Origin of the sequence: Mesorhizobium sp. M0119, assembly GCF_040322615.1 — a bacterium.
Classification (GTDB): Bacteria; Pseudomonadota; Alphaproteobacteria; order Rhizobiales; family Rhizobiaceae; genus Mesorhizobium.
The window spans coordinates 252,803-278,089 of the sequence record NZ_JAMYTU010000005.1; the positions used below are offsets into that span (position 1 = coordinate 252,803).

General features: G+C 63.2%; 22 protein-coding genes and 2 tRNA genes. 6 read left to right on the forward strand and 18 right to left on the reverse strand.

What is annotated here, in order from left to right; translation table 11 throughout:
* Positions 1 to 21 precede the first annotated feature (21 nt).
* The 3 genes from NKJ40_RS07735 to NKJ40_RS07745 form a co-directional block, all read right to left on the reverse strand.
* Entirely contained in the window at positions 22 to 939 is a 918-nt protein-coding gene (locus tag NKJ40_RS07735; protein ID WP_352465574.1) for a carbohydrate ABC transporter permease, read from the reverse strand.
* 13 nt (positions 940 to 952) lie between these two features.
* Positions 953 to 2,074 carry a carbohydrate ABC transporter permease gene (locus NKJ40_RS07740; protein ID WP_292654234.1) on the reverse strand — a complete coding sequence of 374 codons (1,122 nt, stop codon included), beginning with the start codon at positions 2,072 to 2,074 and terminating at the stop codon, positions 953 to 955.
* Between the two features lie 128 nt (positions 2,075 to 2,202).
* Positions 2,203 to 3,867: an ABC transporter substrate-binding protein gene (locus NKJ40_RS07745; RefSeq protein ID WP_352465575.1), complete on the reverse strand. Its 1,665-nt coding sequence runs from the start codon at positions 3,865 to 3,867 to the stop codon at positions 2,203 to 2,205.
* A 294-nt stretch (positions 3,868 to 4,161) separates the two neighbouring features.
* Between NKJ40_RS07745 and NKJ40_RS07750 the strand changes: the two genes are divergently transcribed.
* The 3 genes from NKJ40_RS07750 to rbsK are packed head-to-tail and all read left to right on the forward strand — an operon-like array spanning position 4,162 to position 6,664.
* The gene (locus NKJ40_RS07750; protein ID WP_352465595.1) at positions 4,162 to 5,235 is read left to right on the forward strand and encodes an ABC transporter ATP-binding protein; all 1,074 of its coding nucleotides are present in this window, start codon (positions 4,162 to 4,164) and stop codon (positions 5,233 to 5,235) included.
* A 30-nt stretch (positions 5,236 to 5,265) separates the two neighbouring features.
* Positions 5,266 to 5,718: an RbsD/FucU family protein gene (locus tag NKJ40_RS07755; RefSeq protein ID WP_352465576.1), complete on the forward strand. Its 453-nt coding sequence runs from the start codon at positions 5,266 to 5,268 to the stop codon at positions 5,716 to 5,718.
* Positions 5,719 to 5,722: 4 nt separating this feature from the next.
* A complete protein-coding gene (rbsK, locus tag NKJ40_RS07760; protein WP_352465577.1) occupies positions 5,723 to 6,664 on the forward strand; it encodes a ribokinase in 942 nt (313 codons plus the stop codon).
* 228 nt (positions 6,665 to 6,892) lie between these two features.
* On the opposite strand, the gene NKJ40_RS07765 is transcribed toward rbsK, so the two are convergent.
* A tRNA-Asp gene (locus tag NKJ40_RS07765) sits at positions 6,893 to 6,969 on the reverse strand.
* Between the two features lie 216 nt (positions 6,970 to 7,185).
* Here NKJ40_RS07765 and NKJ40_RS07770 point away from each other — a divergent pair.
* Positions 7,186 to 7,261: transfer RNA gene (locus NKJ40_RS07770), tRNA-Val, on the forward strand.
* Positions 7,262 to 8,076: 815 nt separating this feature from the next.
* Positions 8,077 to 8,400: a hypothetical protein gene (locus NKJ40_RS07775; protein ID WP_352465578.1), complete on the forward strand. Its 324-nt coding sequence runs from the start codon at positions 8,077 to 8,079 to the stop codon at positions 8,398 to 8,400.
* A gap of 195 nt (positions 8,401 to 8,595) precedes the next feature.
* Here NKJ40_RS07775 and NKJ40_RS07780 read toward each other — a convergent pair whose 3' ends face one another.
* The 14 genes from NKJ40_RS07780 to NKJ40_RS07845 form a co-directional block, all read right to left on the reverse strand.
* A complete protein-coding gene (locus NKJ40_RS07780) occupies positions 8,596 to 9,243 on the reverse strand; it encodes a GNAT family N-acetyltransferase (protein ID WP_352465579.1) in 648 nt (215 codons plus the stop codon).
* Entirely contained in the window at positions 9,240 to 10,025 is a 786-nt protein-coding gene (locus NKJ40_RS07785; RefSeq protein ID WP_352465580.1) for an SDR family NAD(P)-dependent oxidoreductase, read from the reverse strand. Before NKJ40_RS07785 ends, NKJ40_RS07780 begins: the two co-directional genes overlap by 4 nt.
* Entirely contained in the window at positions 10,022 to 11,017 is a 996-nt protein-coding gene (locus tag NKJ40_RS07790; RefSeq protein ID WP_031193507.1) for an ABC transporter permease, read from the reverse strand. The genes NKJ40_RS07785 and NKJ40_RS07790 overlap by 4 nt, the downstream gene beginning before the upstream one ends.
* Positions 11,018 to 11,179: 162 nt before the next feature.
* Positions 11,180 to 12,220 carry a sugar ABC transporter substrate-binding protein gene (locus NKJ40_RS07795; protein ID WP_292663104.1) on the reverse strand — a complete coding sequence of 347 codons (1,041 nt, stop codon included), beginning with the start codon at positions 12,218 to 12,220 and terminating at the stop codon, positions 11,180 to 11,182.
* A 39-nt stretch (positions 12,221 to 12,259) separates the two neighbouring features.
* Positions 12,260 to 13,024 (reverse strand): ATP-binding cassette domain-containing protein, encoded by a 765-nt coding sequence (locus NKJ40_RS07800; RefSeq protein WP_352465581.1) that lies wholly within the window; start codon positions 13,022 to 13,024, stop codon positions 12,260 to 12,262.
* Entirely contained in the window at positions 13,021 to 14,187 is a 1,167-nt protein-coding gene (locus tag NKJ40_RS07805; protein WP_352465582.1) for an ROK family transcriptional regulator, read from the reverse strand. The genes NKJ40_RS07800 and NKJ40_RS07805 overlap by 4 nt, the downstream gene beginning before the upstream one ends.
* Positions 14,188 to 14,307: 120 nt before the next feature.
* Positions 14,308 to 15,063, reverse strand: coding sequence for an ABC transporter permease (locus tag NKJ40_RS07810; RefSeq protein WP_352465583.1), 756 nt, complete (start codon positions 15,061 to 15,063; stop codon positions 14,308 to 14,310).
* Positions 15,060 to 15,833 carry an ABC transporter ATP-binding protein gene (locus NKJ40_RS07815; protein ID WP_352465584.1) on the reverse strand — a complete coding sequence of 258 codons (774 nt, stop codon included), beginning with the start codon at positions 15,831 to 15,833 and terminating at the stop codon, positions 15,060 to 15,062. The genes NKJ40_RS07810 and NKJ40_RS07815 overlap by 4 nt, the downstream gene beginning before the upstream one ends.
* The gene (locus NKJ40_RS07820; protein ID WP_352465596.1) at positions 15,833 to 16,861 is read right to left on the reverse strand and encodes an ABC transporter substrate-binding protein; all 1,029 of its coding nucleotides are present in this window, start codon (positions 16,859 to 16,861) and stop codon (positions 15,833 to 15,835) included. The genes NKJ40_RS07815 and NKJ40_RS07820 overlap by 1 nt, the downstream gene beginning before the upstream one ends.
* Positions 16,862 to 16,951: 90 nt before the next feature.
* Positions 16,952 to 17,389, reverse strand: a complete 438-nt coding sequence (locus NKJ40_RS07825; protein WP_352465585.1) for a VOC family protein — start codon at positions 17,387 to 17,389, stop codon at positions 16,952 to 16,954.
* Between the two features lie 2 nt (positions 17,390 to 17,391).
* Positions 17,392 to 18,132: a FadR/GntR family transcriptional regulator gene (locus NKJ40_RS07830; protein WP_352465586.1), complete on the reverse strand. Its 741-nt coding sequence runs from the start codon at positions 18,130 to 18,132 to the stop codon at positions 17,392 to 17,394.
* The gene (locus tag NKJ40_RS07835) at positions 18,129 to 19,565 is read right to left on the reverse strand and encodes an FAD-binding oxidoreductase (protein ID WP_352465587.1); all 1,437 of its coding nucleotides are present in this window, start codon (positions 19,563 to 19,565) and stop codon (positions 18,129 to 18,131) included. The genes NKJ40_RS07830 and NKJ40_RS07835 overlap by 4 nt, the downstream gene beginning before the upstream one ends.
* Positions 19,566 to 19,787: 222 nt before the next feature.
* Positions 19,788 to 21,068 (reverse strand): M23 family metallopeptidase, encoded by a 1,281-nt coding sequence (locus tag NKJ40_RS07840; RefSeq protein WP_352465588.1) that lies wholly within the window; start codon positions 21,066 to 21,068, stop codon positions 19,788 to 19,790.
* Between the two features lie 115 nt (positions 21,069 to 21,183).
* A complete protein-coding gene (locus tag NKJ40_RS07845; RefSeq protein WP_352465589.1) occupies positions 21,184 to 21,651 on the reverse strand; it encodes a peroxiredoxin in 468 nt (155 codons plus the stop codon).
* Between the two features lie 96 nt (positions 21,652 to 21,747).
* Here NKJ40_RS07845 and NKJ40_RS07850 point away from each other — a divergent pair, with 96 nt between their 5' ends.
* The gene (locus NKJ40_RS07850) at positions 21,748 to 25,125 is read left to right on the forward strand and encodes a hypothetical protein (protein ID WP_352465590.1); all 3,378 of its coding nucleotides are present in this window, start codon (positions 21,748 to 21,750) and stop codon (positions 25,123 to 25,125) included.
* Positions 25,126 to 25,287: the final 162 nt, after the last annotated feature.

Below are 25,287 nucleotides of genomic sequence, written 5' to 3' on the forward strand. Positions count from 1 at the left end.
GAGAAGGGAGAGCCGGCGCAGTTATTTCACCGCGCCCGCTGTCATGCCCATGATCAGGTAGCGCTCGAGCGCGATGCCGATGACGGCGAGCGGTGTGATGGCGGCGGTGGCAAGCGCTGCCATCGACCACCAGTTGATGCCTTGTGAGCCGGTCTGGCTCGCCACCATGACAGGAATGGTCTTGGCATCGGTCGAGGTCAGGAGCGCGGCGAAGAAATACTCGTTCCAGCACAGCACCATCGCCAGGATGAAGGCCGCGACCATGCCGGGCAGCGCGATCGGCATGACGATGCGCAAGAAGGCGCCCCAGATCGATAGGCCGTCGACGAGTGCTGCCTCCTCCAACTCCACCGGGATGGAGTTGAACTGGTCGCGCATGATCCAGATGACGATCGGCAGCACCATCAGCGTGTAGAGCAGGATCAGCCCGACGCGTGTGTCGAGCAGGCCGACTTCCCGGTAGAGCACCAGGAAGGGCAGGGCCAAGACCACCGGCGGCAGGATCAGCTGTGACAGGAAGAAGAAGGAGATGTCCTCGTTCCTGAACCAGGCGAACTTGTAACGATAGCGGGTCAGCCCGTAGGCGGCGAGGCTGCCGATGACGATGGCGAGGCTCGACGCGCCGACCGAGGTGATGACCGAATTCATGAAACGCTTGATGAATTCGTCGCGCACCGTCGACGTCCGAAAGATCGAGTCCGGCGACAGGCCGAGCGAACGCCAGCCTTTCCAATCCGGCTGGAAGTCGACGAACGGAATGAGGTGACCTTGGGTGACATCGACCGCGGTCTTGAACGAGGTGGTTATCGTCCAGTAGATCGGGAACAGGCAGATGAACGCCCAGAAGATAAGCGCGCCGTAGATGAAGACGCGGTTGGCGACGAAGCTCACCGGCGAGCGGATTTCGGAGGCGGCATAGTCGGTCGTTTGAACGCTCATCTTGCCGGCCCGATCAGTTGACGTTGCGCACGAAGCGGCTGGCGAATTTCAGCAGCCAGGTCACGAACACGATGATGATGATCAAATAGGCCATCGCCAGCATCGTGCCGTAGCCGACGTTCGAGCGGTCGCGATATTCGCGGTAGATGAAACTCGATACCGAATCGGTCGCGCCGCCCGGTCCGCCGGAAGTGACGGTGATGATGATGTCGGCGAGCTTCAACTTGAAGATGATGCGCAGGATGACCGCCGTCACTGACACCGGCAGCATCAGTGGGAAGGTGACTTGCCAGAAGGTCTGCCAAGCGGTGGCGCCATCGACACGCGCCGCCTCGAGCACCTCGCGCGACATCGCCTGCAGGCCGGCGAGCAGCATGATCATCATGAACGGGATGAAGGTCCAGGCATCGAGCACCATGATCGAGATGCGGGCGGTGATCGGGTTCGAGAAGAAGGCAGGATTTTCCCAGCCGAGATGCCGCGCCAGCGTCGCGGCGGGCCCGAAGCGGTATTCCATCAGCGACTTGCCGATCATCCACGAAACCGCGACCGGTGACAGCATCAGGGGCATGAGAAACACGACGCGGAAGAATTTTCGTGCCCTAATCTGCGCGTTGAGCAGCAGCGCCAGGCCGAAGGCGATGACATATTCGACGAACACCGCCAGCACGTAGAGCACCATATTGAACAGCGCGTTGCGATAATAGGCGTCGTTCAGCATCTGCCAGAAATTGTCGAGCCCGTTGAATTGCCGGCCGCTGAAGGAACTGAGGTTCCAGTCGGTCAGCGCGATGTAGAAGCCGAACAGCGTCGGGAAGATCACCATGGCAATGGTGAACAGCAGCGCCGGCAGCAGGAACAGCGCGCGCTGGCCGTCCTCGCCGCGCGTCAGCACCTGGCCGATGCCAAGCGCGACACCCCACAGCACATAGGCGTAGACCACCGGCCGCCAGGTCTCGAAGCCGATAGCGTCGACATCGCTCTTGTAAAGGATCTGCAGCGCAATCACCGCCAGAAGGCCGAGCGTTGCAGCAGCCATCAGCGCCCAGCCAAGCCGTTTGCGGCTCCGCGGTATCAGGTCGGATGGCACGGCGCCTGCCGGCCATTCACTTGTCGACAAAGTCTGGTCAGCCAGGGTCCGGTCAGCCACGCGTCTTGCCCGTTCACAGGAGGCTCGATGACCGGCCGAGCCGGTCGAGGCCAAGTCGGTCAAGGGGAGGTCCGGCGGCTGTGCGCTGCCGGACCAAGTTTCACGATCTCAGCCTACATGCCGAGCGAGGCCTTGTAGAGCTTGACCTGGTTGTCGCGGCCGATCTGGTCGGTCAGCTTCTCCCAGGCGGCTGCGATGGCGTCGGCGCCTTCCTGCGCCTTCATCTTGCCGGCAAAGGTGTTGGCCAAAATGTCCTCGGCGGCGCTGTAGTATTGGAAGATGCCGGGGATGCGCGGCTCGATCGCTGCGTTGGGATGGTTGTAGCTGTCGGCTTCCGACTTCAGATACGAGGTGATGAACGCCTCGTCGTAGCCCGCCGCCACCCATTCCGGAATGTTGAAATGCGAGTTGCGATAGGGCTGGAAACCCGACGGATAGGCCGCGCACCAGAGCGACAGGTCCTTGCCGCCGAGATGAGCAGCGGCAGACCATGCGGCCTTCTTCTTCTTTTCGTCGCTGTCGACGCGGGCCATGACATAGACGCCCCAGCCGAGATAGGCGCAGTTCGGCGCATGGTTCGGGCCGCTGGCGAGCTTGTCCCACTGGCCGGTCTTGGAGTTGTAGACATCGTCCGAGCCCGGCAGGATCGAGAAGCCGGTGATGTCGCCGACGACCGAGGAATCGTTGGTCTTGACGTTCGAACCGACGTCGCCCCACCAGGTAACCATCGAACCGGTGCCTGCCAGGAATTGCTGGAAGGCGGTGGTGTTCGGGTCGGCGTTGATCTGGTCGGCAGGCTCGGAGGGCAGGGCATCGATGACGTCCTGGATCGCCCGCACCCATGCCGGATTGTTGACGCGCGGCTTCATCGTGTCGGCATCGAACAGCCATGCCTTGTCATCGGGATGCTTGGCGTAGGCGCTGGCGCGGCTGCCGAGGAAATAAAAGCCGAAACCGCCCCAGGGCTTGGGCGCATCGAGATAGCCAAAGACATCCTGGCCCTTCACCTGCTTGCCCTTGAGGAATTTCGTCACCGCCTGCACCTGCTGCCAGGTCTTCGGCACGCCCCATTCGCCTTCTCCGCCGCCGTCCTTCCAGGCCTTGACGAGGTCGGCATCGGCGAACACGTCGGTGCGGTAGTTGAAATTATGTGCGTCGCCGTCAACGGTCACGCGATATTGCTTGCCGTCCCATGTGCCCACCGGCGGCTGCAGATAGGCCACGACATCCTTCATGTCGATCTGGTCCTTGACCCAGTCCGGCATCTCGGAGGTGAGACCCTTGCCGCAGACGTCGCCTTCGAACGGTGCCCCCATTTCGATGATGTCGAAATCGACGGTGCCGGTCGCAATCGACTGCTGCAGGCGGGCGTTGTAGTCGGCCTGCGCCAGGTCGATCCAGTTGATCTTGGCGCCGGTATAGGTCTCCCACGGTTTCAGGAAGCCGCGAAACAGCACATTGTGCAGGTTCTGGTTGTTGAGGCCCATGAAGGTGAGTTCGACGCCGGCGAATTCGCCTTCCTTGACATTTGCCTTGGTGGCGCCCAGGCAAAGTTCGCCGACCTGCTGGAAATCGGCATCGGTCGGCTGACCCTTGCCGACGCCCGGGATCTGCAGGATCTGCGCGCGCAGATCGTCGGCGGCCGCAGCCGGGCGCGACAGGGCACCAAGTCCGGCGCTTGAGGCCGCGGCGAGGGCGGCCATGCTGGCCGCTCCCTTCAGCACGTCGCGGCGGGTGGCCCCGGCGCGGACAAGTTGGTTATAAAGGCTGACTTTCATCTCGTTCCTCCCAGAAGGTCAATTGCGAATTGGTTCAGATGGTGGAGCGCCGATTATGTTCCCCAACGACAGCGACTCCCGTAAATAGCGGCCCGAATTCTCCCTCCCGCGACGCTTGGCATTCAGTGCCGGACAAGCGTACCGGTGCGCCCGGAACAGGGTCATAAGCCGGGCAGTTGTCACTATTCGCACAACGAAGTGCGGTGTCAACGTGAATGGGTTTTTTATCTATAAGAGACCGACTTGCCCTCGCCGTTTGCGTTGTTTAGCTTCACGGCAAATGAAGGGGGAATGATGGCTCAAGTCGCGATCCGCAATGTGGCCAAGGCGTTCGGAACCGTCAAGGTTCTGCACGATGTCAGCGTCGACATCGCCGACGGGCAGTTCGTGGTGCTGGTCGGGCCTTCCGGCTGCGGCAAGTCCACGCTGCTGAGGATGGTGGCCGGGCTGGAAACGGTCTCCGGCGGCACCATTGCCATCGGCGAGCGCGTCGTCAACCATCTGCCGCCGGCCAAGCGCGACATCGCCATGGTGTTCCAGAACTACGCGCTCTATCCGCACAAGACGGTCGAGCAGAACATGGCCTTTGCTCTCAAGCTGCGCAAAACCGACCCGGCGGTGGTCACTGACCGGGTCAAGCGCGCCGCCGACATCCTCGACCTCAACCCCTACCTCAAGCGCTATCCGCGCCAGCTCTCCGGCGGCCAGCGCCAGCGCGTCGCCATGGGCCGCGCCATCGTGCGCAACCCGCAGGTGTTCCTCTTCGACGAGCCGCTCTCCAATCTCGATGCCAAGCTGCGTGTCCAGATGCGCACCGAGATCAAGGAACTGCACCAGCGGCTGAAGACCACCACCATCTACGTCACCCACGACCAGATCGAGGCCATGACCATGGCCGACAAGATCGTGGTGATGCGCGACGGTCGCATCGAACAGGTCGGCGCGCCGCTGGAATTGTTCGACCGGCCGGCCAACCTGTTTGTCGCCGGCTTCATCGGCTCGCCCTCGATGAACCTGCTCAAGGGCGTCGTGCGCAAGGGCGACAAGCCCGTCGTCGAGATCCCGTTTGTCGAGATCAATGGGACGCCGTTCCCGATTGCGGCGAACAGTGCCGTGGAAGATGGCCGCAATGTCGTCTACGGCGTGCGGCCCGAGCATCTCGAAATCCATCCCGATGGTGTTCCGGCGAAGATTTCGGTGGTCGAGCCGACCGGTTCCGAGACTTTGGTGTTCCTGCGCTTCGGCGAGGGCGAGATGGTGGCGCTGTTCCGTGAACGCCACGACTTCAAGCCGGGCGACACACTGCACCTGAAACCGCGGCTCGACCAGGTGCATCTCTTCGACGCAGAGACCGGCAAGCGTCTCTGATTTCGCCCAGCAAACTTCGCGAGGAATACCATGCTCAAAGGAATCAATCCGCTGCTCAATGCCGATGTGCTGCAGGCGCTGCGGGCGATGGGACACGGCGACGATCTGATTATCGCCGACACTAATTTCCCGTCCGATTCGGTGGCGCGCCAGACTGTGCTTGGCCGGCTGCTGCGCATCGATGCGTCGGCGGCCGACGTGGCCAAAGCGGTGCTTTCGCTCTATCCGCTGGACACCTTCGTCGACGATGCCGCCGCGCGCATGGAGATCGTCGGCAGGCCGGACGACATCCCCGCCGTGCAGCAGGAAGTGCAAAAAGAGATCGATGCCGCCGAGGGCAAGGCCTGGCCGATGATCTCGGTCGAGCGCTACGCCTTCTACGAACGCGCCAAGAAGGCCTATTGCGTCATTCAGACCGGCGAGCGCCGCTTCTATGGCTGTTTTGCCTTCCGCAAGGGCGTCGTGCCACCAGATGCGGAGTAGCGGCATGCCGGCGAGACCGATCGTCATGAAGCCTGTTGTCATATTGGGCGTCTTCGTCGCCGACACCGCCTACCGCGCCGCCCGCCAGCCGCGCATGGGCGAGACGATCCTGGGCACGTCCTTTACGCTCGGCCCCGGCGGCAAGGGTTCGAACCAGGCGGTGGCGGCCGGCCGGCTCGGCGCCGACGTCACCTTCCTGACCCGCCTCGGGGTCGACCCCTTTGCCGATATGGCGAGACAGACCTGGTTGCAGGCCGGCGTGAAGAGCGCCGTCATCGACACGCCGGAAAGCTACACCGGTGCCGCCTATATCTTCATTGAGGAGACGAGCGGCAACAACGCCATCATCGTCAGCCCCGGCGCGGCGATGCTGATCTCGCCCGCCGACATCGAGGCAAATGCCGGGCTGATCCGCGCGGCCGGCGTCTTCGTCACCCAGCTCGAACAGCCGATCGAGGCGGCGCTGCGGGCGCTGGAGATCGCGCGCGGGGCAGGGGTGACCACCATCCTCAACCCGGCGCCGGCGGCAAAGCTTCCGGACCGCATCTATACGCTTTGCGACTATGTCACGCCGAACGAGACTGAGGCCGAGGAACTGACCGGCATCAAGGTGTCCTCCATCGACGATGCCCGCCGTGCCGCCGACAGTCTGCTGGAGAAAGGCGTTGGCACGGTCATCGTGACGCTCGGCGAAAAGGGTGCGCTGCTGCATGCGGCCGATCGTTCCGAGCATGTCGCGGCGGTCGCCGCCGGCCCGGTCATCGAGACCACCGGCGCGGGCGACGCCTTCAATGGCGGCCTGGCGGCGGCGCTGTCGAGGGGGATGGAACCCCTGCAGGCGGTGCGCTTCGCCTGCGCCGTCGCCGGCATCTCGGTGACGCGTCCAGGCACCGCCCCGTCCATGCCGACGCTGCCGGAAGTCGAGGCACTGCTGGCCAGGGAGTGAAGCCGTCGCTGCGGGATGAGACTGTAAGCGGGAGCGAATGGGTTAGACCCGGCGCCTGTCCGAGAGATTATCGTCTTCAGGCTGGACCACAACAGGCTGGCAGGTCGATGGATGAGGATCGATGCCATTCGAAGCAATGAACCCGGACTGGGTCACGAAAGAAGATGGTTTTGACAAATCAACGTCGACATTTCTCCGACATCAAGGGGACGTGACCCCAAGGAGAAATGGCGCGAGTGACGGGGCTCGAACCCGCGACCTCCGGCGTGACAGGCCGGCACTCTAACCAACTGAGCTACACCCGCGCATGGACGAGCACGTGTCAGCCGTGTTCGTCGTTGGGGCGGTGGATAAGGGGTAAGCCACCGGGTGTCAAGCGGACCCGGACAGCATAACAGCAAACAGCAGAAGGTTTTTTGACAAGCAGAACTTTGTTGCCGAACCGGCTCCCGGCCAAGCCGCTGGCCGCTCATTTGGCCTTGCGAAGCCGGTCCTAACTGCTTAAAGGTCCGGCCCGGAGCGGGCGATTAGCTCAGTTGGTAGAGCGCTTCGTTTACACCGAAGATGTCGGCGGTTCGAGCCCGTCATCGCCCACCATTTTCCGCCACGTGTTTCAACCAGGCATGTTCGTGCCACGTCAGGCTCATACGCCTGCACTGCAGGCGACTCGTCCAACTGGCGATTGGTAGACGCAACCATCTGGTGTCCTTTATCATTTCGCCAATCTGCGTGCATCGGGCTACACTCCATCGGCCCAAAGCTGACCCGCCCGGCGCAATCTCTGATCGCCCGGCCGCATCGAAAAGACGGCGGGCAGGGTTCTTTCCTTGCCCGGATAAGAGTCAATGCCGGGCGTTGACCCTTCGCGATAATGTCGGCATGGCTTGGAGGTCGGAACGTGAAAGAATTCCCTCGCGAACTGATAATATCTCAGCAGCACGTGCTCGTCAGACCACTGAACACGGAAGCGCGCTGATTGAGGAACTTCGCTACACGATCGCCCTATCGCGCCGGCTGATCGAGGCGTCACATTCACTGCTGAAGAGGTCGCAGAGCCAAGGCAGGCGCGTCGAGGGTGATCGTATCGAGGTTGGCTAACACGCACGTGGTTTGTCGACGCTAAGGTCCCCGTAGTGCACACGGACCCTCGATACTGAGTTGTCCGCAGGCAAGCACCAGCCTCAACACAACCAATGGTTTCGTTGTCGTTACCGTATCTCCGCTCGCAAATGCTTCACGGTTCGGGTGACGCGGATGGGTCTACTAGGACTTTAGTCTGATTCAAACGGTCTTTCTGTTGGGACTTAAGTCTGGTCTCATGCCTCGCTATGCGGCAAACGATTGCCGAAAGTTAAAACTTACAGTAATTTAAAGGAGCACAAAAGAAAACTGAATCTTACTTGCATATGGGCATGGGCGGAAGCGAAAATATTCCTGGGTGGCTTACGAGTCATCTTCCGAATGATCCTGTGATCGCAGGAGATCTCGCGGATAAGATATCGAAGGAGGCTGAAAAAAACCGGCTTCCAAGCGAACGGGTTGTGACAACCGGTAACGAAGAAGATATCTTCAAGAAAGAAAAAGTTGAACCTTATCCCGACGCCACGGTTGCAGGAGTCTTTGCCAGCGGTTCATTCCTTGCGCTGTTGGTGTTAGCCATTTATCTGCTTTATGTGCTCTCGATTGTGGCCGGGGGAACGGTTACGGATGCTCCCCTTCCGCTTCCGCTGGACTAGTAGACGCTCCGCTAACACTCGAATTAGCCCGCACCGTGTTGATGCTGCGGACTTTTTTTGTGGTGGAACACGTGGTCCCGACGAAGGTTTCGTTCCCGCGGCAAAGGTGTTCACGCGGGGCAGCTGGCTGCTGCAGAACGGCAGCATCGTAGTTCTATAAGCCTCCCGGTAACCTGAGCGATTGCTTGCCGCAGCTCAGCCTGCAATCGCCGGAGCATGAGCAAGCCGTTTCGCCACATAAACACAACGCTTCGGCACCTGCACCACCTCCAATCCGATCGCCTTGTAGAACCTTAGCGCATCATCGTTCTCCGCCATGACTTCGAGGTGGATGCCGGTCGAGCCTCTCGCGGCAAGGCGCTGCTCGAGGAAGGCCATCGCGCGCCTGCCGATGCCTTTCCCGCGCGCTTGCGCCAACAGGTCGATGTGGCCGTGCGACGGATAGGCCGCCAGTGCAGGCGGGACAGCGAAATCGGGGTGGTGGATCTGATGCCGCGCCCAATCGCTGCCGCGCCAGTGTGAGCTGTCGGATCCCGGGTCGGCGACACGTCGCTGCAGGTCGGGATACCAGTCTGACGCCAGGCTGGCATTGAAAGCGGCCGTATCGGCCGCGCCAAGCAGGTAGCCGGCCGCACCTGCGGGACTATCGATAATGAAGGCCAGCTCGGGTTCGAGCACCTGGTAGGGAATAGTGTAGAGCAGGCCGAGCAGTTCCGGGTCGTCCTCGCGGCCGCTGGCGTCCTTGCCGGCATCGCCGGTCTTGAGACAGATCATCGCAAGCCCCTGGTGATCGGCGGCGGTCGCCCGGCGCAGGAAGAAACCGCCGCCGAAATCGAGGATCATGGCGGCAGCAGCCGGAAATCCTTGCCCTCGGGCAAAAGCTGCCCGCCATCGACGATGATGGTCGTGCCGGTGATGTAACTGGCATCGTCAGAGGCCAGGAACAGGAAGGCATTGGCCACATCGCGCGGGCTGCCGAGGCGGCCGAGCGGGATGGCGTCTTCCATGTTCTTGATGAAGGCCGCACCGCGATGCTGCTCTATGCCTTCGGTGAGGATGTTGCCGGGCTCGACGCCGTTGACTGTAATGCCGTAGCCCGAAAATTCGAGCGCAGCCGAACGGATCAGCCCATTGATGCCGGCCTTGGTCGCAGAATAATGGCCGTGGCCGGGGCTGGTGACATGCGGGCCGGTGATCGAGGAGGTGAACAGCATGCGGCCAAAGTGCTGCGCCTTCATCGGCACCAGTGCGGCGCGCGCGGCGATGAAGCTGCCACGCAAGTTCACTGCCATGACCCGGTCCCAGTCGTCGGGACTGGTGTTTTCCAGCAATTGCCAGGGATAAATGCCGGCATTCTGCACCATGATGTCGAGCCGGCCGTGACGGTCGAGGGCCAGCGCCACGGCGGCTTCCGCATCGGCCATCTGCGAAATGTCGGTGCGAATGAAGTGGGCGCCGACCTCATCTGCCGTTGCTTGTCCGGCTTCGGTCTCGGTATCGGCCAGCACCAGCTTTGCGCCTTCCTCGGCAAAGCGCTGTGCGATCGCCTTGCCGATGCCGCGCGCAGCGCCGATGACCAGCGCCACCTTGCCAAAAAGTCGCCCGGCTTGCGGTCGGCTGCTCATGCGAGCCTCTGGCGAATGGTCTGCTTGAATGCGTCGAGCAGCACGGCGGCGAGCACCAGCAGGCCGTGGATCACCTGGGTGAAGTTGGCCGGCAGGCCCATCAAGTTGATCGCCGTGTTGATGGCCGAGAGCAGCAGCACGCCGGCATAGACGCCGGGCAAGGTGCCGACGCCGCCTTTCAGGCTGACGCCGCCGATGACGACCGCGGCGAAGGCATTGAACAACAGGCCGACGCCGAGATTGGCGGTTGCGCCGGAGGTGCGGATTGCCAGCAGCCAACCGGCAAGGCCGGCGATGGCGCCGGCGAGAACGAAGGCTATGACCAGGTTGCGGTTGACGCGGATGCCGGCGCGGAAGGTCGCCGTCTCGTTGCCGCCGATCATGACCAGATGCCTGCCGAAGGGCGTCTTGGCCATGATCAGCGAGAACACCACGAAACACGCAATGGCGATCCAGGCAGTCAGCGGCAGGCCGCCCAGGCGCTGGATGCCGAACCAGCGGATCGCCGGCGCAAGGTCCTGCGCCGAGCGGCCGCCGGAGATGACCAGCACCAGGCCGCGCACCCAGATGTAAGAAGCCAGCGTGATTATGAAGGCGCTCATCTTCACCCTGACCACCAGATAGCCGTTGAAGGCGCCGATGAGGCCGCCGACGGCAAGTGCGATGAGCAGCGAAACCGGAACCATCAGCCATTGCGGCTGCAACTGGATGCCAAGGCCGATGCCCGACGAGCAGAACAAGATCCCGACCGCCATGGCGCTGAGCGCCGCCACCGATTCGACCGACAGGTCCATATGGCCGGCGATGATGACCAGCGCCAAGCCGATCGACATCACGCCGAGCACGCTCGACGCCTCGATGATGTTGGCGAAGATGCCGAGCTGAAAATAGTTCGGGATAAGGATGGAAAAGACCACCAGCACGAAGACCAGCATGAACCAGACGAGATTGTCGAGGATGAACTCGAGGGTTTGGCGCGTGCGGGGGTTCATCTGCGGATCCGGTTGGCGCCGACCCCGAAAGACCACTCGGTTTTCGGAAAGATCAGCGCGGTTGAAAATTGCTGCAGCATTCCCGTGCGCGTCCGTTTGAACGCACCGGGGCTGCAGGGCTGGGCTCCGGGCCGGCATGGCCCGGAGCTTCTGGCGAGTTTGCTATTCGACCGGCTTTATGGTTTCGGTCGGCGGCTTCATGTTGCCCCAGAAGGCCGGGTTATCGACATTTTCCTTGGTGATCGCAGCGCCGGGGATCTTGATGTTCGGCCCCCACGCTTCCTTGGTCAGGGTCGATTTCAGGCCAAGCACATCATATTCGCCTGGCTTGATCTCCTGCTTGTTGACCACTTTGTCCATGAACATGGCGACCGCCGCGGCCTGGGCGTAGAGCGGCTGCTCGACTTCGACATTGAGCCAGCCCTTGCGGATCAGGTCGAGGCCGACCGGAGCGCCGTTCGAGCTCATCAGCATAACGTCGCCCGGTTTCTTGCCGGCGGCCTCGAGCGAGGCGACGGCAGCGACCGAAAGATGCGCGGCATGGCTGAAGATCAGGTCGATGTCGGGGTTAGCGAGCAGCTGGTCGTTCACGATGGTCCCGGCTGCATCCGCTGCCCATTGCATGGCGGGCAGCGAGATGATCTTGACGTCCGGGAACGCCTTCATCTTCTCCTCGAAACCCTTCTGGATATCGAGCGTGTAGGGATCGCCCGGATCGCCGAGCACCTGCAGGATCTTGCCCTTCACCGAGCCGTTCTTCGCGGTCAGGAGTTTTTGCGCCTGATCGGCGGCGACGTAGCCGATCTCGACAGTTCCGGCCACCGAGGTGAAGTCGGACGGGGTCGAGGTGATCTGGCGGTCGAACTCGACGACCGGGATGCCGGCGGCACGGGCGGCCTCGATAGACGGTTTCAGCGCATTGAAATCGACGGCGGCAAGGATGATCGCCGCCGGCTTCAGCGCGATGACGTCGTTCATCTGCGATTGCTGAGCGTCGGTCTTGTTGTCGGCGTTCAGCGTCTTCATCTCGTAGCCGACCTGCTTCAGGAACAGTTCCAGCGCGCTCACCGAGCCGGTCTGGAACTCATCGAGCAATGTCGGCACCATGTAGTAGACGGTGCCCTTCGACTGAGCGAATGCCGGCGTGAGCGTGGCAAAGGCCAGTGCCAGGATACCGAAGACGGAAAGAAGTATTTTCTTCATGTCGTTCGCTCCTCTTGCGCCGGACCCCTCATTTGTCCCTCAGCTCGCCGGTCCGGCACCGGCGAGCGTCTCTCCGGTGATCATGTTGATCACCGCGTCGGGACTTGTTTTGTTGCGTGCGACATCGCCAGCCACGACGCCTTGCCGGATCACCACGATCCGGTCGGCGACCTGGAAGGCCTGCTGCATGATATGGGTGATGATGACGACACCTATGCCCTGGCTCGCCACCTGACGGATCATGTCGAGGCCGCGCCGCGTCTGCTCGACGCCGAGCGCTGCGAACGGCTCATCGAGAAGCACCAGCTTGCCGCCAAAATGCACGAAACGGTTAAGCTCGATGGCCTGCCGCTGACCGCCGGAGAGGTGCTCGACATTGGTGCGAAGCGAGGGAAGGCGGGGGCCGGCGCTGGCCAGCGCCTTTTGCACCACCTGCTCCATGGCGCGCTCGTCGAGCACCGGAATGCCGAGAACCTTGGTGGTGATCTCGCGGCCCATGAAGAAATTGGCGACCACGTCGACATTGGTGCAAAGCGACAGGTCCTGGTAGACCGTCTCGATCCCCGCAGCCTTTGCCTCGGCGGGGGATTTGGCGAGGAATTCCTTGCCTTCGAACAGCATGCGGCCGGAGGTCGGCTCCAGGCCGCCGGCAATGATCTTGACCAGCGTCGATTTGCCGGCGCCGTTGTCCCCCAAAAGAGCCACCACTTCGCCCTTGCCGATCGAAAAGCTGATGCCTTTCAGCGCTTCGATGGCGCCGTAATTCTTGGCAACGTTATCGAGCACCAGCAGCGGTTCGCTCATGCTGCGATCCCCTTGTTATGCAAGAGATCCCGCCCGCGTTCGCGTTCGGCGGTGAAGATCTGGCCGAAGCGTGGCGACAGCACCCCGGAAACGGCAAGTGCGGCGGCGCCGCGCAACACCGCGTGCTGGCCGCCGCGCGCGACGCTGACGCGGGGCGTCGTGCGGTCGCTTCGCGCCGAGACCGAATTGGGCAGATGCGCAGCCGCGCCGGCAAGCCTTTCGAGCAGATCGGTGGACGCCAGCCCGCCGAGGATGATGGTTTCGGGGTCGAACAGATTTTCGATGATGGTGACGGCGTTGCGGAAGATCGGCGCAATCTCGCTCACCCAGTCGGCGTCGGCTATGTTACGGCGCCGCAGCGCCTCGAGCGAGAGATACCGTTCGAGGCAGCCGCGATTGCCGCACGGGCAGGGCTCGCCGCCCGGCACAGCGGGAATGTGGCCGATCTCGCCGGCATTTCCCCAGGCGCCGCGCAATGCGGCTCCGTCATGCACCATGACGCCGCCGAGACCGACGCCAAAATAGAGATAGTAATACTCGGAATATGCCGTGCCGAGGCCATAAAGGCGCTCGCCGATAGCAGCCGCCGCCATGTCGGTTTCGAAAAAGGCCGGCAGCCCGGTCGAGGCGGCCAGCCGCTCGCGCAGCGCCACATCCTTCCAGCCCGTCATCGTGGTCGGCCCGACAAAGCTCATGGACTCCACGCCGAACGGTCCGGGCAGCGCCATGCCGATGCCGAGAACGCGGCCACCGGGCCGCAATGCGGTCAATTCGAGCACCATGGCGCCGATCAGCTCGAACGCGTGGTCGGGCGTTGCATTTGGGGCTTCGCGGTAGGTGCTCTCGATGACGTCGCCGCTTAGGTTGATCAGCGCGGCATTGATGCCGAGGGGGGTGACGTGAATGCCGACGGCATAGCCGCCTTCCGGATTGATGCGCAGCGTTGCCGGCGGCAGGCCGCGGCCCTTGGGCTCTTCGCGCAGCGACAGCACGTAACCGTGTTCTTCCAGCTCGCGAACGATGGTCGACACCGTCTGCACGGTGAGCCCGACCCGCCTGGCAATGTCGCCACGGGCGATCGGGCCATGAAGGCGGATCGATTCGAGCACTATGCGCCGGTTATACGGCCGCCCGAACTCCTGATTGGTTCCCCGCAGTGCCATGCCTTGCGCCCTCGAGAGAAGGCCAGACTGGCACCGAAGATTTATTCAGTCAAATGGAATTCAAAAATAAATTACAGCCCGCGCACAGCGAACCTGGCGGATGGCCGCTCGACGGCATGATCAATAGCGGATGGCACGTCGCTCCAGCAGAACCACGATAGAGAACATCGCGATCGACAAGGACGACGATAGCACGATCGCCGCATAGAGCCGGTCCGACTGATAGTTGAAGGTCGCCTGGATGATGAGCGCGCCGAGGCCCTTGTCCGACCCGATCCACTCGCCGACAATGGCGCCGATCACGGCCGTGGCCGAAGCAATTCTCAGCGAGGAGAACAGCATCGGCAATGCTTTTGGCAGGCGCAGGCTCCAGAAGATCTCCCATCGCGTAGCCGATAGCACCCGGAACAGTTCGTGCTCGTTGTCGCTGGCCGAGTCCAGCCCGCGGATCATGTTGACCAGCGTCGGGAAGAAGCAGATCACCGCAGCGATCACGATCTTCGGCGTCATGCCGAGCCCGAAGATCAGGATGATAATCGGGGACAGCGCCAGGATGGGAATGGTGTTGAAGAACAGCACGACCGGAAAATAGGCGGCCTGCAGGATGCGGCTGTGCACGAAAACCACCGCCAGCAGCACACCGGCGAGATTGCCGACGACAAATCCCGCCAGTGCCTCGATCAGCGTCGGCCAGAGATTGCTGAGCAGTAAAGCGAGACTCTTCCGGAACACGCTTGATATGGCCGTCGGCGTCGGCACGATATAGGCCGGCACGCCAAGCCATGGCAGCACGAACTGCCAGGCGAGCAGAATCGAGGCCGCGCCAAAAACGGGCAGTGCGACGGCCAGCGCCGATGGCAAGGGCGCCTGCCTCATGAGGCCTGTTCCAGCGCGCCGCGCAGTTCGGCCATCGCGGCAACGATCGCCGGATCCTCGCGCGAACAGCGGTTGCCCGCCTGCTTGAACGGCCGCATGTCGAGGTCCCTGGCCAGGCGGCCCGGATTGGCGGCGAGAACGATGACCCGTTCTCCGAGATAGGCGGCTTCGGCGATCGAATGAGTAACGAAAAGGATGGTCGCGCCGGTGCGCCGCCACAACGACAAAAGCTCGTCGTTGAGTCGGTCGCGGGTGATCTCGTCCAGCGCGCCGAAAGGCTCGTCCATCAAAAGCAGCCTGGGTTGCCCGAGCAGCGCCCGGGCGATCGCAACGCGCTGGCGCTGGCCGCCGGACAATTGGTGCGGCAGACGCTCACCGAACCCGGCTAGCCCCATCAGATCAAGCAGCTCGTCGGTTCGGTCGTCGATTGTCCGGGTCAGGCGTCCCTGTCCGACATTGAGCGGCAGGCGGACGTTGTCGCGCACGGTGCGCCAGGGCAGCAGGGTCGAGTCCTGGAAGACGAAGCCGACGTCGCGCCGCGAACGGACCGCATGCGGTGTGTCGCCAAGCACGCTGATCGAGCCGCCGAGCGGATCGAGCAGGTCCGCGACCACACGGAGCAGGGTCGACTTACCGCATCCCGAAGGTCCAAGGATCGACAGGAAGGAGCCGGCCGCGACCGACAGGTCGAGACCGGTGAGCACTTTCACCGCCGTCTGCCGGCCGCCATAGCCGACATCCAGTCTGCGGGCCTCGATCGCGTTCGCCATCAAGCGGCGGGCGCGTCGAGCTTGGGTCGGTCGGCGGCCGACAATTCGAGTATCTTGGTGGTGTAGACATCGGCTGCCGCGGGCCGGCCGTTCGGGTATTGGCCGACCTTGTCCAGCAGTGCCAGCTGCTCCTCGATCGAGGCGGGATCGAAGGTTCCCCATCCGTCCTTGGCGGTTGCACCGTCGAAGGAAAGTTTCAGCACCAGATTGATCGTCTTCTGCTCCCAACCGAGGTCCATTTCCGGATAGGCCGCGACCATCTTCTTGACGGCTTCCTGCGGATTGGCGTGCACCCAGCCCCAGCCCTTGGCCACGGCGCCGATGAATTTCGCCAGCGTTTCCGCATCCTGTTCGATCGCGGTGTCGGTAGCGAAATAGACATCGGCATAGGAGTTCAGGCCGAGATCGCGTACCAGAAGATCGATCCTGTCGTCGCCGACGACGCTCAGCGCCTGGGTGTTGGTGATCCATCCGCCAATCGCGTCGACGTCGCCGCGCACCAGCGGCGCCTTGTCGAAGCCGACATTGACGACGGTGACCTCGGACGGATCAATGCCGTTCTTGGCCAGGATCTCATCGATGACGAAGCGCGCCGTCGGCTGGATGCCGATCTTCTTTCCCTTGAGATCGGCCACGCCGCGGATCGGCTTGGCAGGCTTCGAAGTGAAGGCATAGGGACCGGTGCGGAAACCGCAGGCGATGATCTTCACCGGCACGCCGCTGGCGCGCGCCGCGTAGAGCTGGGGTGTTTCAGAAAACTGGCCGAGTTGTGCGGCCCCGGAAATCACCGGCGGCACCGTCGCCGCATTGGGACCGCCCGGGCTGAATTCCACCTCGAGACCCACGTCCTTGAAATAGCCGTTGGCGACGGCGGCGATGTCGCCGATCTGTCCGTTGGACATCAGCCAATCATACTGGATGACGACCTTTCCGGCAGCCTTGGCGCCGGGCGTCAGCACGAGCTGCATTCCGGCCGAAGCTGCCGCGACGGCGGCGAAGCCGGCTTTCACGAAGCTGCGGCGGTTCATGTCGTAGTCTCTGTTCCCACTCATTTTTCGCTCCTGTTGCAAGACGTTCTCGTCTCTTCATTGCGCGCCGTTCCCGTGGCGCGGCGTCGTCTACGGCTGTTCGTCGTGGTAGTCGCCGGGGCCGCCGTCGAGCCAGGCGTATAATTCCCAAAGCGTGTCGTCTGGATCGGTGAAATAGGCGCAGCGCGCATTCCAGACATAATCCGCCGGCGGGCCGTAGAAGGGCACACCCTTGGCCGCCAATTCGCCATGGAGCCGGTCGATCTCGCCGGGCGCGTCGAGCCTGACCGCCACACAGACCTTGTGCGCCTGGCGCGGCGACCCCAATTTCGAGACGCCGGTGTGCCGGTTGATGTGATCGATCTCCCACGCCGCCAGCGTGACGCCCTCGCCATGGAAGTCGGCAAAGCCCTCGGCGCGACGCCGCAGGCGAAAGCCGAGTTTCTCGACGTAGAATTCAACCGTCCGCTCGATGTTTTCGACGAGCAGGCAGACGTCCGAAATCGCATATGCGCCTCCGAGCGGCATGGCTAGCTCCCTGTGCTGTGCGCGGCGCGCGATGCCGGCAGCTTGACGCCGACGCGGTCGGCGGCGCCGACGATATGGGCGCGCATCGCCGCCTCGGCGGCCGTGGGATCTCCGGCGACCAACGCCTCGTAGATGCGCACATGCTCCCCAACATTGACTTCGACCAGGTCGTGCAGCGGATTGGTGAGGCGCGCGTAGTGGATCGAGCGGCGGATCTGCTCGCAAACGAAAGAGATAAAGGTGTGGATGTAATTGTTGCCGGTCGCCCGCGCGATCTCGCGATGGAACAAAAGGTCGGCGTCGATGCTGCCTTCTTCCCAGCGCTCCTCGCCGCTCATCCGGTCGAGCGCTGCCTTGATTGCGTCGAGGTGCTCCTGCCCGCGCCGTTCGGCGGCGAGCGCGGCTGACTCGGCTTCCAGTATGCAACGCAGCTCGAACAGCCGCTCCATATTCCCGGTCGCCTTCAGCGCCTCGCCATCGATGCGGATCGACGCGCGCTGCTCCGGCGCCAGCACGAAGGCGCCGACGCCTTGCCGGGCTTCGATCATGCCATCGGCCCTGAGTTGAGCGATCGCCTCGCGCACTACGTTGCGGCTGACGCCGAATTTTTCCGAGAGCTGCTGCTCGGTCGGCAGCCGCGTGCCCGGATTGAGCTCGCCGGATTCGATCTCGCGGCTGAGGAATGCGGCGACGCGATGCGGCAGCGCCTCCACCGTGCCGATAGCGGCCAGTCTTTGCTTCATGGAAAGGTCTCCGTCGGTGGCAGCAGGCAGCCAGGATTCATTGACCCCTGAGGATCGATCGTTGTTTTGAGCGCCGTTATGAGCCGGCGATGGGCAGGCGCCAGGCCGGCCCAGAAAGTGCGATGGCGGGTGCGGCCGATACCGTGCTCGGCGCTGATCGAGCCGCCAAGTGCGCCGACGATCTGGTAGAGTCCGGCGGTGATCTCCGCGCCCTGGGCACGAGCTTCACCCTCGGCGAGCCCAGGCGGTGGCAGGACGTTGAAATGGATATTGCCGTCGCCGGCATGGCCATAGGCCTGCGGCAGCCAACCGGGATGTTCCAGCGCCACGAATTGGCGGGCCTGATCGATGAGGGCAGGGATGTCCGATATCCTGACCGCAAGGTCGGTGCGCACATGGTAGCCGCGTCTTGCCTGGCCCTCGACCAAGCCTTCGCGAATGGCCCAGAACGCCCTGGCCTGCGCAACGCTTTCAGCAAGGACGGCATCGGCAACCAGGCCGCTCTCCATGGCTCCGGCCAGGAAATCGACCAGCATGGAGCGCAGATCGACCGCAGCACTTGCGGAGAGTTCGATCAGCACGTGGACGGGAGCTTCGACCGGCGAAACGACGTCTGCGTCGATCAAACGCGCGAGGTCGATGCACTCCGAACCAATGATCTCGAAGGCAGAAATCAGATCGGACGAGGCCCGGCGAGCCTGCCTGAACAGGGTGATGGCCGCTTCGAACGAAGCGAGACCGAGATAGGCTGTCTCGACCCGGGCCGGTTTCGGGAACAGCTTGAGCTCGACGCCGGTGATGATGCCGAGCGTTCCTTCGCTGCCAATGAAGAGCTGCTTCAGGTCGTAGCCGCGATTGTCCTTGCGCAGGCCGGAAAAGCCGCTCCACAACTCGCCGTCGGGCAGGACGACTTCGAGGCCGAGGATGAGATCGCGCGCCATGCCATAGCGCAGCACGTTGGTGCCGCCGGCATTGCTGGCCGCATTGCCGCCAATCTGGCAGCTTCCCTGTGCGCCGAGCGCTAGCGGAAACAGGCAATCCTGTGCCTCCGCCGCATCCTTGATGTGCTGCAGGATGCAGCCGGCGTCGGCCTGCAGGATGAAATTGTCGGCGTCGACGAGACGGATGCCGTTCAACCGCTCCAGGCTGACGACCACTGCGCTACGGGAGTCGATGTCGATTGCGCCCGCCACCAGCCCCGTGTTCCCGCCGTGCGGGATGATTCCGAGCCCGAGCGTGCCGCAGAGCCGCACCACAGCCTGGACTTCGCTGACGGAAGCAGGCTTCAGCACCGCAAGGGCTCCGCCGCGATGATCCCCGGACCAGTCCAGGAGGTATTTCGCCATGCCGGCAGCGTCGGCAGCCACGCCGCTTTTTCCGACGGTGCCCTCCAGGGCATTCAGAATTTCAGGCGGGATACCATGAACGGTCATTACAAGCCTTCTGGATTAAGGCATAGGCTTATACATATCATCCTACAACTGCGCCGGAGTCAACGCTGTGGGCACAAGCCCTCAAGGGTTGGAGCCGAATGTTTGCTGGGGAGAATAGAGCGAAGGGCGATCGCCCGAGGATACTTGCGCGAGGCCGCCTTGGCCTGGCTGCGCAGGCCCGATGCCGCTCAATGCTGGGTCGTCTGAGGTGCAGCCCGGCTCCTAGAGGTACTGCGCGACCTTCTTGCCGACGGTCAGAAACCGTAGCGGGTCGATTGCTTCGCCATTGTGGCGAACCTCGTAGTGCAGGTGCGGGCCGGTCGACCGGCCGCTGTTGCCGGTCTTGCCGATGATGTCTCCGGCATCGAGCTTCTGGCCGACGGCGACCTCGATTTCGCTGAGATGCCCGTAACGCGTCACAAAACCATTGCCGTGGTCGACCTCGATCATGCGACCGTAGCCGCCGTTCCATCCGGCCTTGACGACCACGCCGGCTGCCGTGACCTTGGCGGGCATGCCGATCGGGGCCCTGAAATCCATCCCCGAATGCAGGGCGGCGGTGCCGAGGAGAGGGTCGGTGCGCACGCCGAACGGGCTGGTGACGCTATGGCCGGGCGCGGGGTTGGCGAGCGGCAGCCGGCGCGCTTCCTTTTTAAGATGATCCAGCGCGTCAAGCGCTTCGTCCAACTCCTTGACCTTGCTGTCGAAGACCAACGAGCTGTCGAGTGGTATCAGCGGGCCGCCGACATCGCTTTTGCCGAAATCGCTGTCGACCTTCAGGCCGGCTGCCGCGAGTGCCTGTGAAATCGCGTCGGCATTCCTGTAGGCATTGTCGGCCAGCGTGGCGATGCGGGTGAGCTGCTGGCTCTCGATGGTTTTGAGCGAGTTGTTGATCGAAACGAAGAGCTTGTCTGCCCGGTCGGCCGCGCTTTCGCTCGGCAGCGGATTGGCGCGGGTCGACCACAGCGAGAACGGCCTCGTGTCGTTGCTGGCAAGGGGGGCAGCAAGGCTGGCGACGGAATAGGCCATCGGCCGGATGCTGCCGGTCGCGTCGGCATGTTCGTCCGGCTTTGCCGTCGGCATGGGCGGCGTTGCGACCTCGTTTTCGGCTCGTTCGAGGATCGGGCCGAGACGGCCGTGACGCAGGCTGAGCTGGCTCTGTCGTTCCAGCAGCTCGCTGACCTTGGTTTCCATCAGTTGCTGATCGAGAAGCTGCCGGCTGGTGATGCGGTCGACCTGGCTGCGCAGTGCCGAGATGCGGTCTTCGTAGGCCTGCTGCATGCGCGCCTGCCGCGCCGTCGTGGCGCCGATCAGATCGTCGCGCAGCACCAGATAGGAGGTCGCCAGCAGGTAGCCGATGACGATCGCCGCCAGCGCCGAGCCGCAAAATGCAGCCAGCCACGGGCGTATGGTGAAATGCCTTATCTGGTCGCCCCGGGCGATGATGACCGTGTGGGGCTCTTTGCGTCTGCCGAAGACCGCTGACTGACTGGCTACGTTCACGGGACCAAGCTTTCGTTACGACACCAACGACGAGCCTGATTACACATTATTAGGGTTAACAAAGTTTTGTCTTCGCGCAAAACGGGTATCGAATTGCGGCGGCCTGCCGCAGCTCTCAAATTGCGCGAACCGCCTCCAGCACGTCTTCGGCGTGCCCCTTGACGCGGACATTGCGCCAGATCCTGGCGATACGTCCGTCCCGGCCAATCAGGAACGTCGCGCGCTCGACGCCCATATAGGTGCGGCCGTAGAGCTTCTTTTCCACCCACAAATGGTACGCCTCGATCACTTTGCGCTCTTCGTCGGCGACAAGGTCGACGCTCAGATCGTATTTCGCCTTGAATTTGTCGTGTTTCTTGACGCTGTCCGGCGAGAGCCCGATGACGACAGCGCCGGCCTTTTCGAACTCCGGCTTCAACTGCGAAAAGCCGATCGCCTCACTGGTGCAGCTTGTGGTGTCGTCCTGTGGGTAGAAATAGAGTACGATGGGCTTTCCCAGCAGTGCGGCGAGATTGAGTGAACCGCCGCCGTCGCGCGGAAGATCGAATTGCGGCGCAACATCGCCCACGTCGAGGTCAGCCATACCGATGCCCTTGTTTGAGGTTACGCGCCAGGCTGCACCGATATAATGTCGAGCGGGGATTCGTCCACGATCGAATTCGTTTCAACGGAAGATTACGTGGATCAGGAGCTGCCGCAGCACGAGAAGATCAGGTTCAGGCGTGACGAGATCACCGACCTGGGGACCTTTCCGTCCGCGTGCCGCGTCCCGCCGCTCGGCCAGGCGTCGATCGGTCGCGGCGTTCGTTTGATGGCGCGGCTGTTTGCCGGCCTCGTCGCCCTTGTGCTGCTGGCTGCCGCCGGCGTCTATGCGATCGGCGTGTCCGGCTTCGGCTCGGAGCGGCTTCGCGCGGAAGCCGAAACGGCAATCGAGAAATTGGCCGGCTTCGATGTCGACGTTGCCGTCGGGCCGGCACGGCTGACGCTTGACGGGTCGAGCTTCATTGCACTGCAGGTCAGCGACGTCAGCCTCAAGACCGCCGACGGAAAACCGATGGCCGATGCCGGCCGGGTTCGCTTCGGCATCCGGCTGATCCCGCTGCTTTCGGGCGAGGTGCGGTTGACCAGCGCCCGGATTTCCGACGCGCACATCGTCATGGCGGCGATGCCGTCCGGCGGCGACTGGACGGCCGGGCTGCGCAACCAGGACGGCCTCATCGATCCGGAAAAACTTTCCGCCGCCGTCTTCGCCAATCTCAATCGCGCGCTCGATGCGGTGCGCGAGGATTCGATGCGCCAGATCGATCTGCGCAACGTCGAGCTGGCACTGCCCGAGACCGGATCGGTCAAGTCGGTCACCATCGCCGACGCCTCCGTCTCGCAGTCGGGACCGGGAAGCATGGAGTTTTCATCCGACGCGGATGTCGACGGCAGGGCGCTTACCATCGCCGCTTCCGCCACCCGCGATCCGGCGACGCGACGCATCACCACGCTGGACGCCAGTATCCAGGCGGCGGATGCCGACACTGCGGCAGCAGGTGGCAAATTGGGCGCGATCGCCTTGAAGCTGGCGGGGTCGGAAGGCGCCGGCGACAACGGCTCGCGGCTGACCGCTGGCCTGTCGCTGACCGGATCGGTGCTCGATCTCGGTTCGCGCGGCCTGCTTCCGGCCGACATCGATCTCGATGCGACGCTCGTCGCCGGGTCGAACAAGATCCAGGTCGACGGATTGCTGGTGAAAACCGGCCGCTCGACCTTCGATTTCGCCGGTTCGATCGGGCCGAAGCCGGCTACCGGCACAGCGGGCGAGGAGCCATCCTATCGTTACGACCTGACCAGCGACGGTTCGACCCTGGCGCCTTCGGATTCGCCGGAGCCGGCGCTCAGCTTCATTGCCCGTATTGCCGGCGTCTACCAGCCGACGAGCCAAAAGCTGGTCGCTGAGCAGATCGGCGTCCGGTCCGGACCGGGCAGCGAAGTGCTGGGCACGGCTTCGGTTTCATTCGTGGCCAACCAGGCGCCGGGCATATCGGTGGCGCTCAACGTCCACGACATGCCGGTCTCGCACGTCAAGCAATTATGGCCATGGTTTTCGGCGCGCAATGCCAGGCTGTGGGTGCTTAAGAACCTGTTCGGCGGCCGCGTCGTCGATGGCAGCCTGCAATTCCAGGTCGTACCCGGACGGCTCGGCAACGGCGTGCCGCTTTCCGCCGATGAAGTGTTCGGCCGATTCCAGGTCGAAGGATCGCGTTTCGACACGGCCGGCCGCATTCCGCCGATCCGCGATGCCGTCGGCGTCGTCGGCTTCCACGGCAACGACGTCGACGTCACGCTGTCCTCGGGCAGCGTCTATATGCCGAGCGGCCGCACCGTGGCGGCGAGCAACGGCACGCTCACCGTCAAGGCGGCGAACCATCCGCCGGTGATCGGCGCGCTCGATATCGATGTCGCCGGCGAGGCGCCGGCAATCGCCGAACTGGCATCGTTTGACCCGATCAACGCCATGCGCCATGTCGGCCTGCTGCCGGACGACCTGTCCGGCACGGTGGCCGGCCACGTCAAGGCCGATATTCCGCTGCAGTCCGGTGTCGACTCGTCCAAACTCGATTGGCTGGTGGCGCTCGACTACAAGGACCTGTCGCTGGGCAAGCCGTTCGAGGGCCAGACGGTCAGCCATGCCGACGGCTCGATCACGGTCGCGCCCGACCGGGCGGTGATCTCGGCCAAGGCACTGCTCAACGGCATTCCGGCCGAGCTCGACCTGATCGAGCCGCTCAGGGATGGCGGCCCGCCGCGCAGTCGTAAAGTGGCGCTGGTGCTCGACGACAAGACGCGCGCCACCGCCATGCCTGGCCTGTCGACGCTGCTTTCCGGAACCATCAAGGTGGCAATCGACAAGAGCGGCACCGGCAACCAGAACGTGTCGGCCGACCTGACCAATGCCAGGCTGGACATTCCCTGGGCTGGCTGGAGCAAGGGCCCCGGCATTCCCGCCAAGGTCGTCTTCGCCATGGCGAAGACCGGCGACACCACGACGCTGTCCAATTTCGAACTCGACGGCAAGACCTTCTCCATCGACGGCAGCGCGGTGCTGGTCAACGGCGCCTTGTCCTCGGCCCGGTTCAGCAAGGTCACGTTGAACAGGGGCGACGACGTCGCCGTCTCGGTGAAGCGATCAGGTAAGGCCTATGCGGTCGAGGTCAGCGGCAGCGCGCTGGACGCACGCTCGCTGATCAAGCAATTCACGTCCGACGTCGATACCGCCACCAAGACCACCGGCGTCGATGCGATCTCGGTCAGCGCCGACGTCAGCTCCCTGACCGGCTTCCACGACGAGGTGCTGTCGAATCTGAAGCTCGACTACAGCGCCGCCGGCTCCCGGGTAAACGGGCTCAAGGTGAGCGCCACCGCAAGTTCGGGGGCCGCGATCACCGTCAGCAACACGACCGGCGGCGGCATGCGCACGCTCAACATGAAGTCGGCCGACGCCGGCGCCATACTGCGCTTCCTCAACATCTACGAGCATATGGAAGGCGGCTCGATCACGCTGGCGCTCACCGGGGCCGGCGACGGGCCGATGAAAGGCCAGGTCGATGCCAGGAATTTCTTTGTCGTCAACGAGCCGAAGCTCGCTTCGATCGTATCGACGACGCCGGCCGGCGACAGCCGCAGCCTCAACGAGGCGGTCAAAGGCAATCTCGACACGTCGAGGGTGAAGTTCGAGCGCGGTTTCAGCGAGATCGACAAGGGCAGCGGCTATCTCAAGCTGCGCAACGGCGTGCTGCGCGGCTCGCGCATCGGCACCACCTTCCAGGGCACGCTCTACGACCAGAACAACAATATGGACATGACCGGCACGTTCATGCCGGCCTATGGCGTAAACCGCATCTTCGGCGAACTGCCGCTGATCGGCGCGCTGCTCGGCAACGGCCGCGACCGCGGCCTGATCGGCGTCACCTACAGGCTCAGGGGCAACGCCAACAAGCCAATCCTCGACGTCAATCCGCTATCGGTAATCGCGCCCGGGATATTCCGGTCGATCTTCGAGTATCGCTGAGGCGGGTAGGGTAGGCGGGTGAGGCGAAAAGGCCCGGTGAGGTGCTGTTCAGCGTAGCGGCGCCTAGAGCGGTTCCCCCTTTGACGGAATCAAAGGGGATTCCAGATTTATCTGTTTTGTGATTCAAGATGCTGGCTGGAGTGGAGGCCAGCATCGGATGAC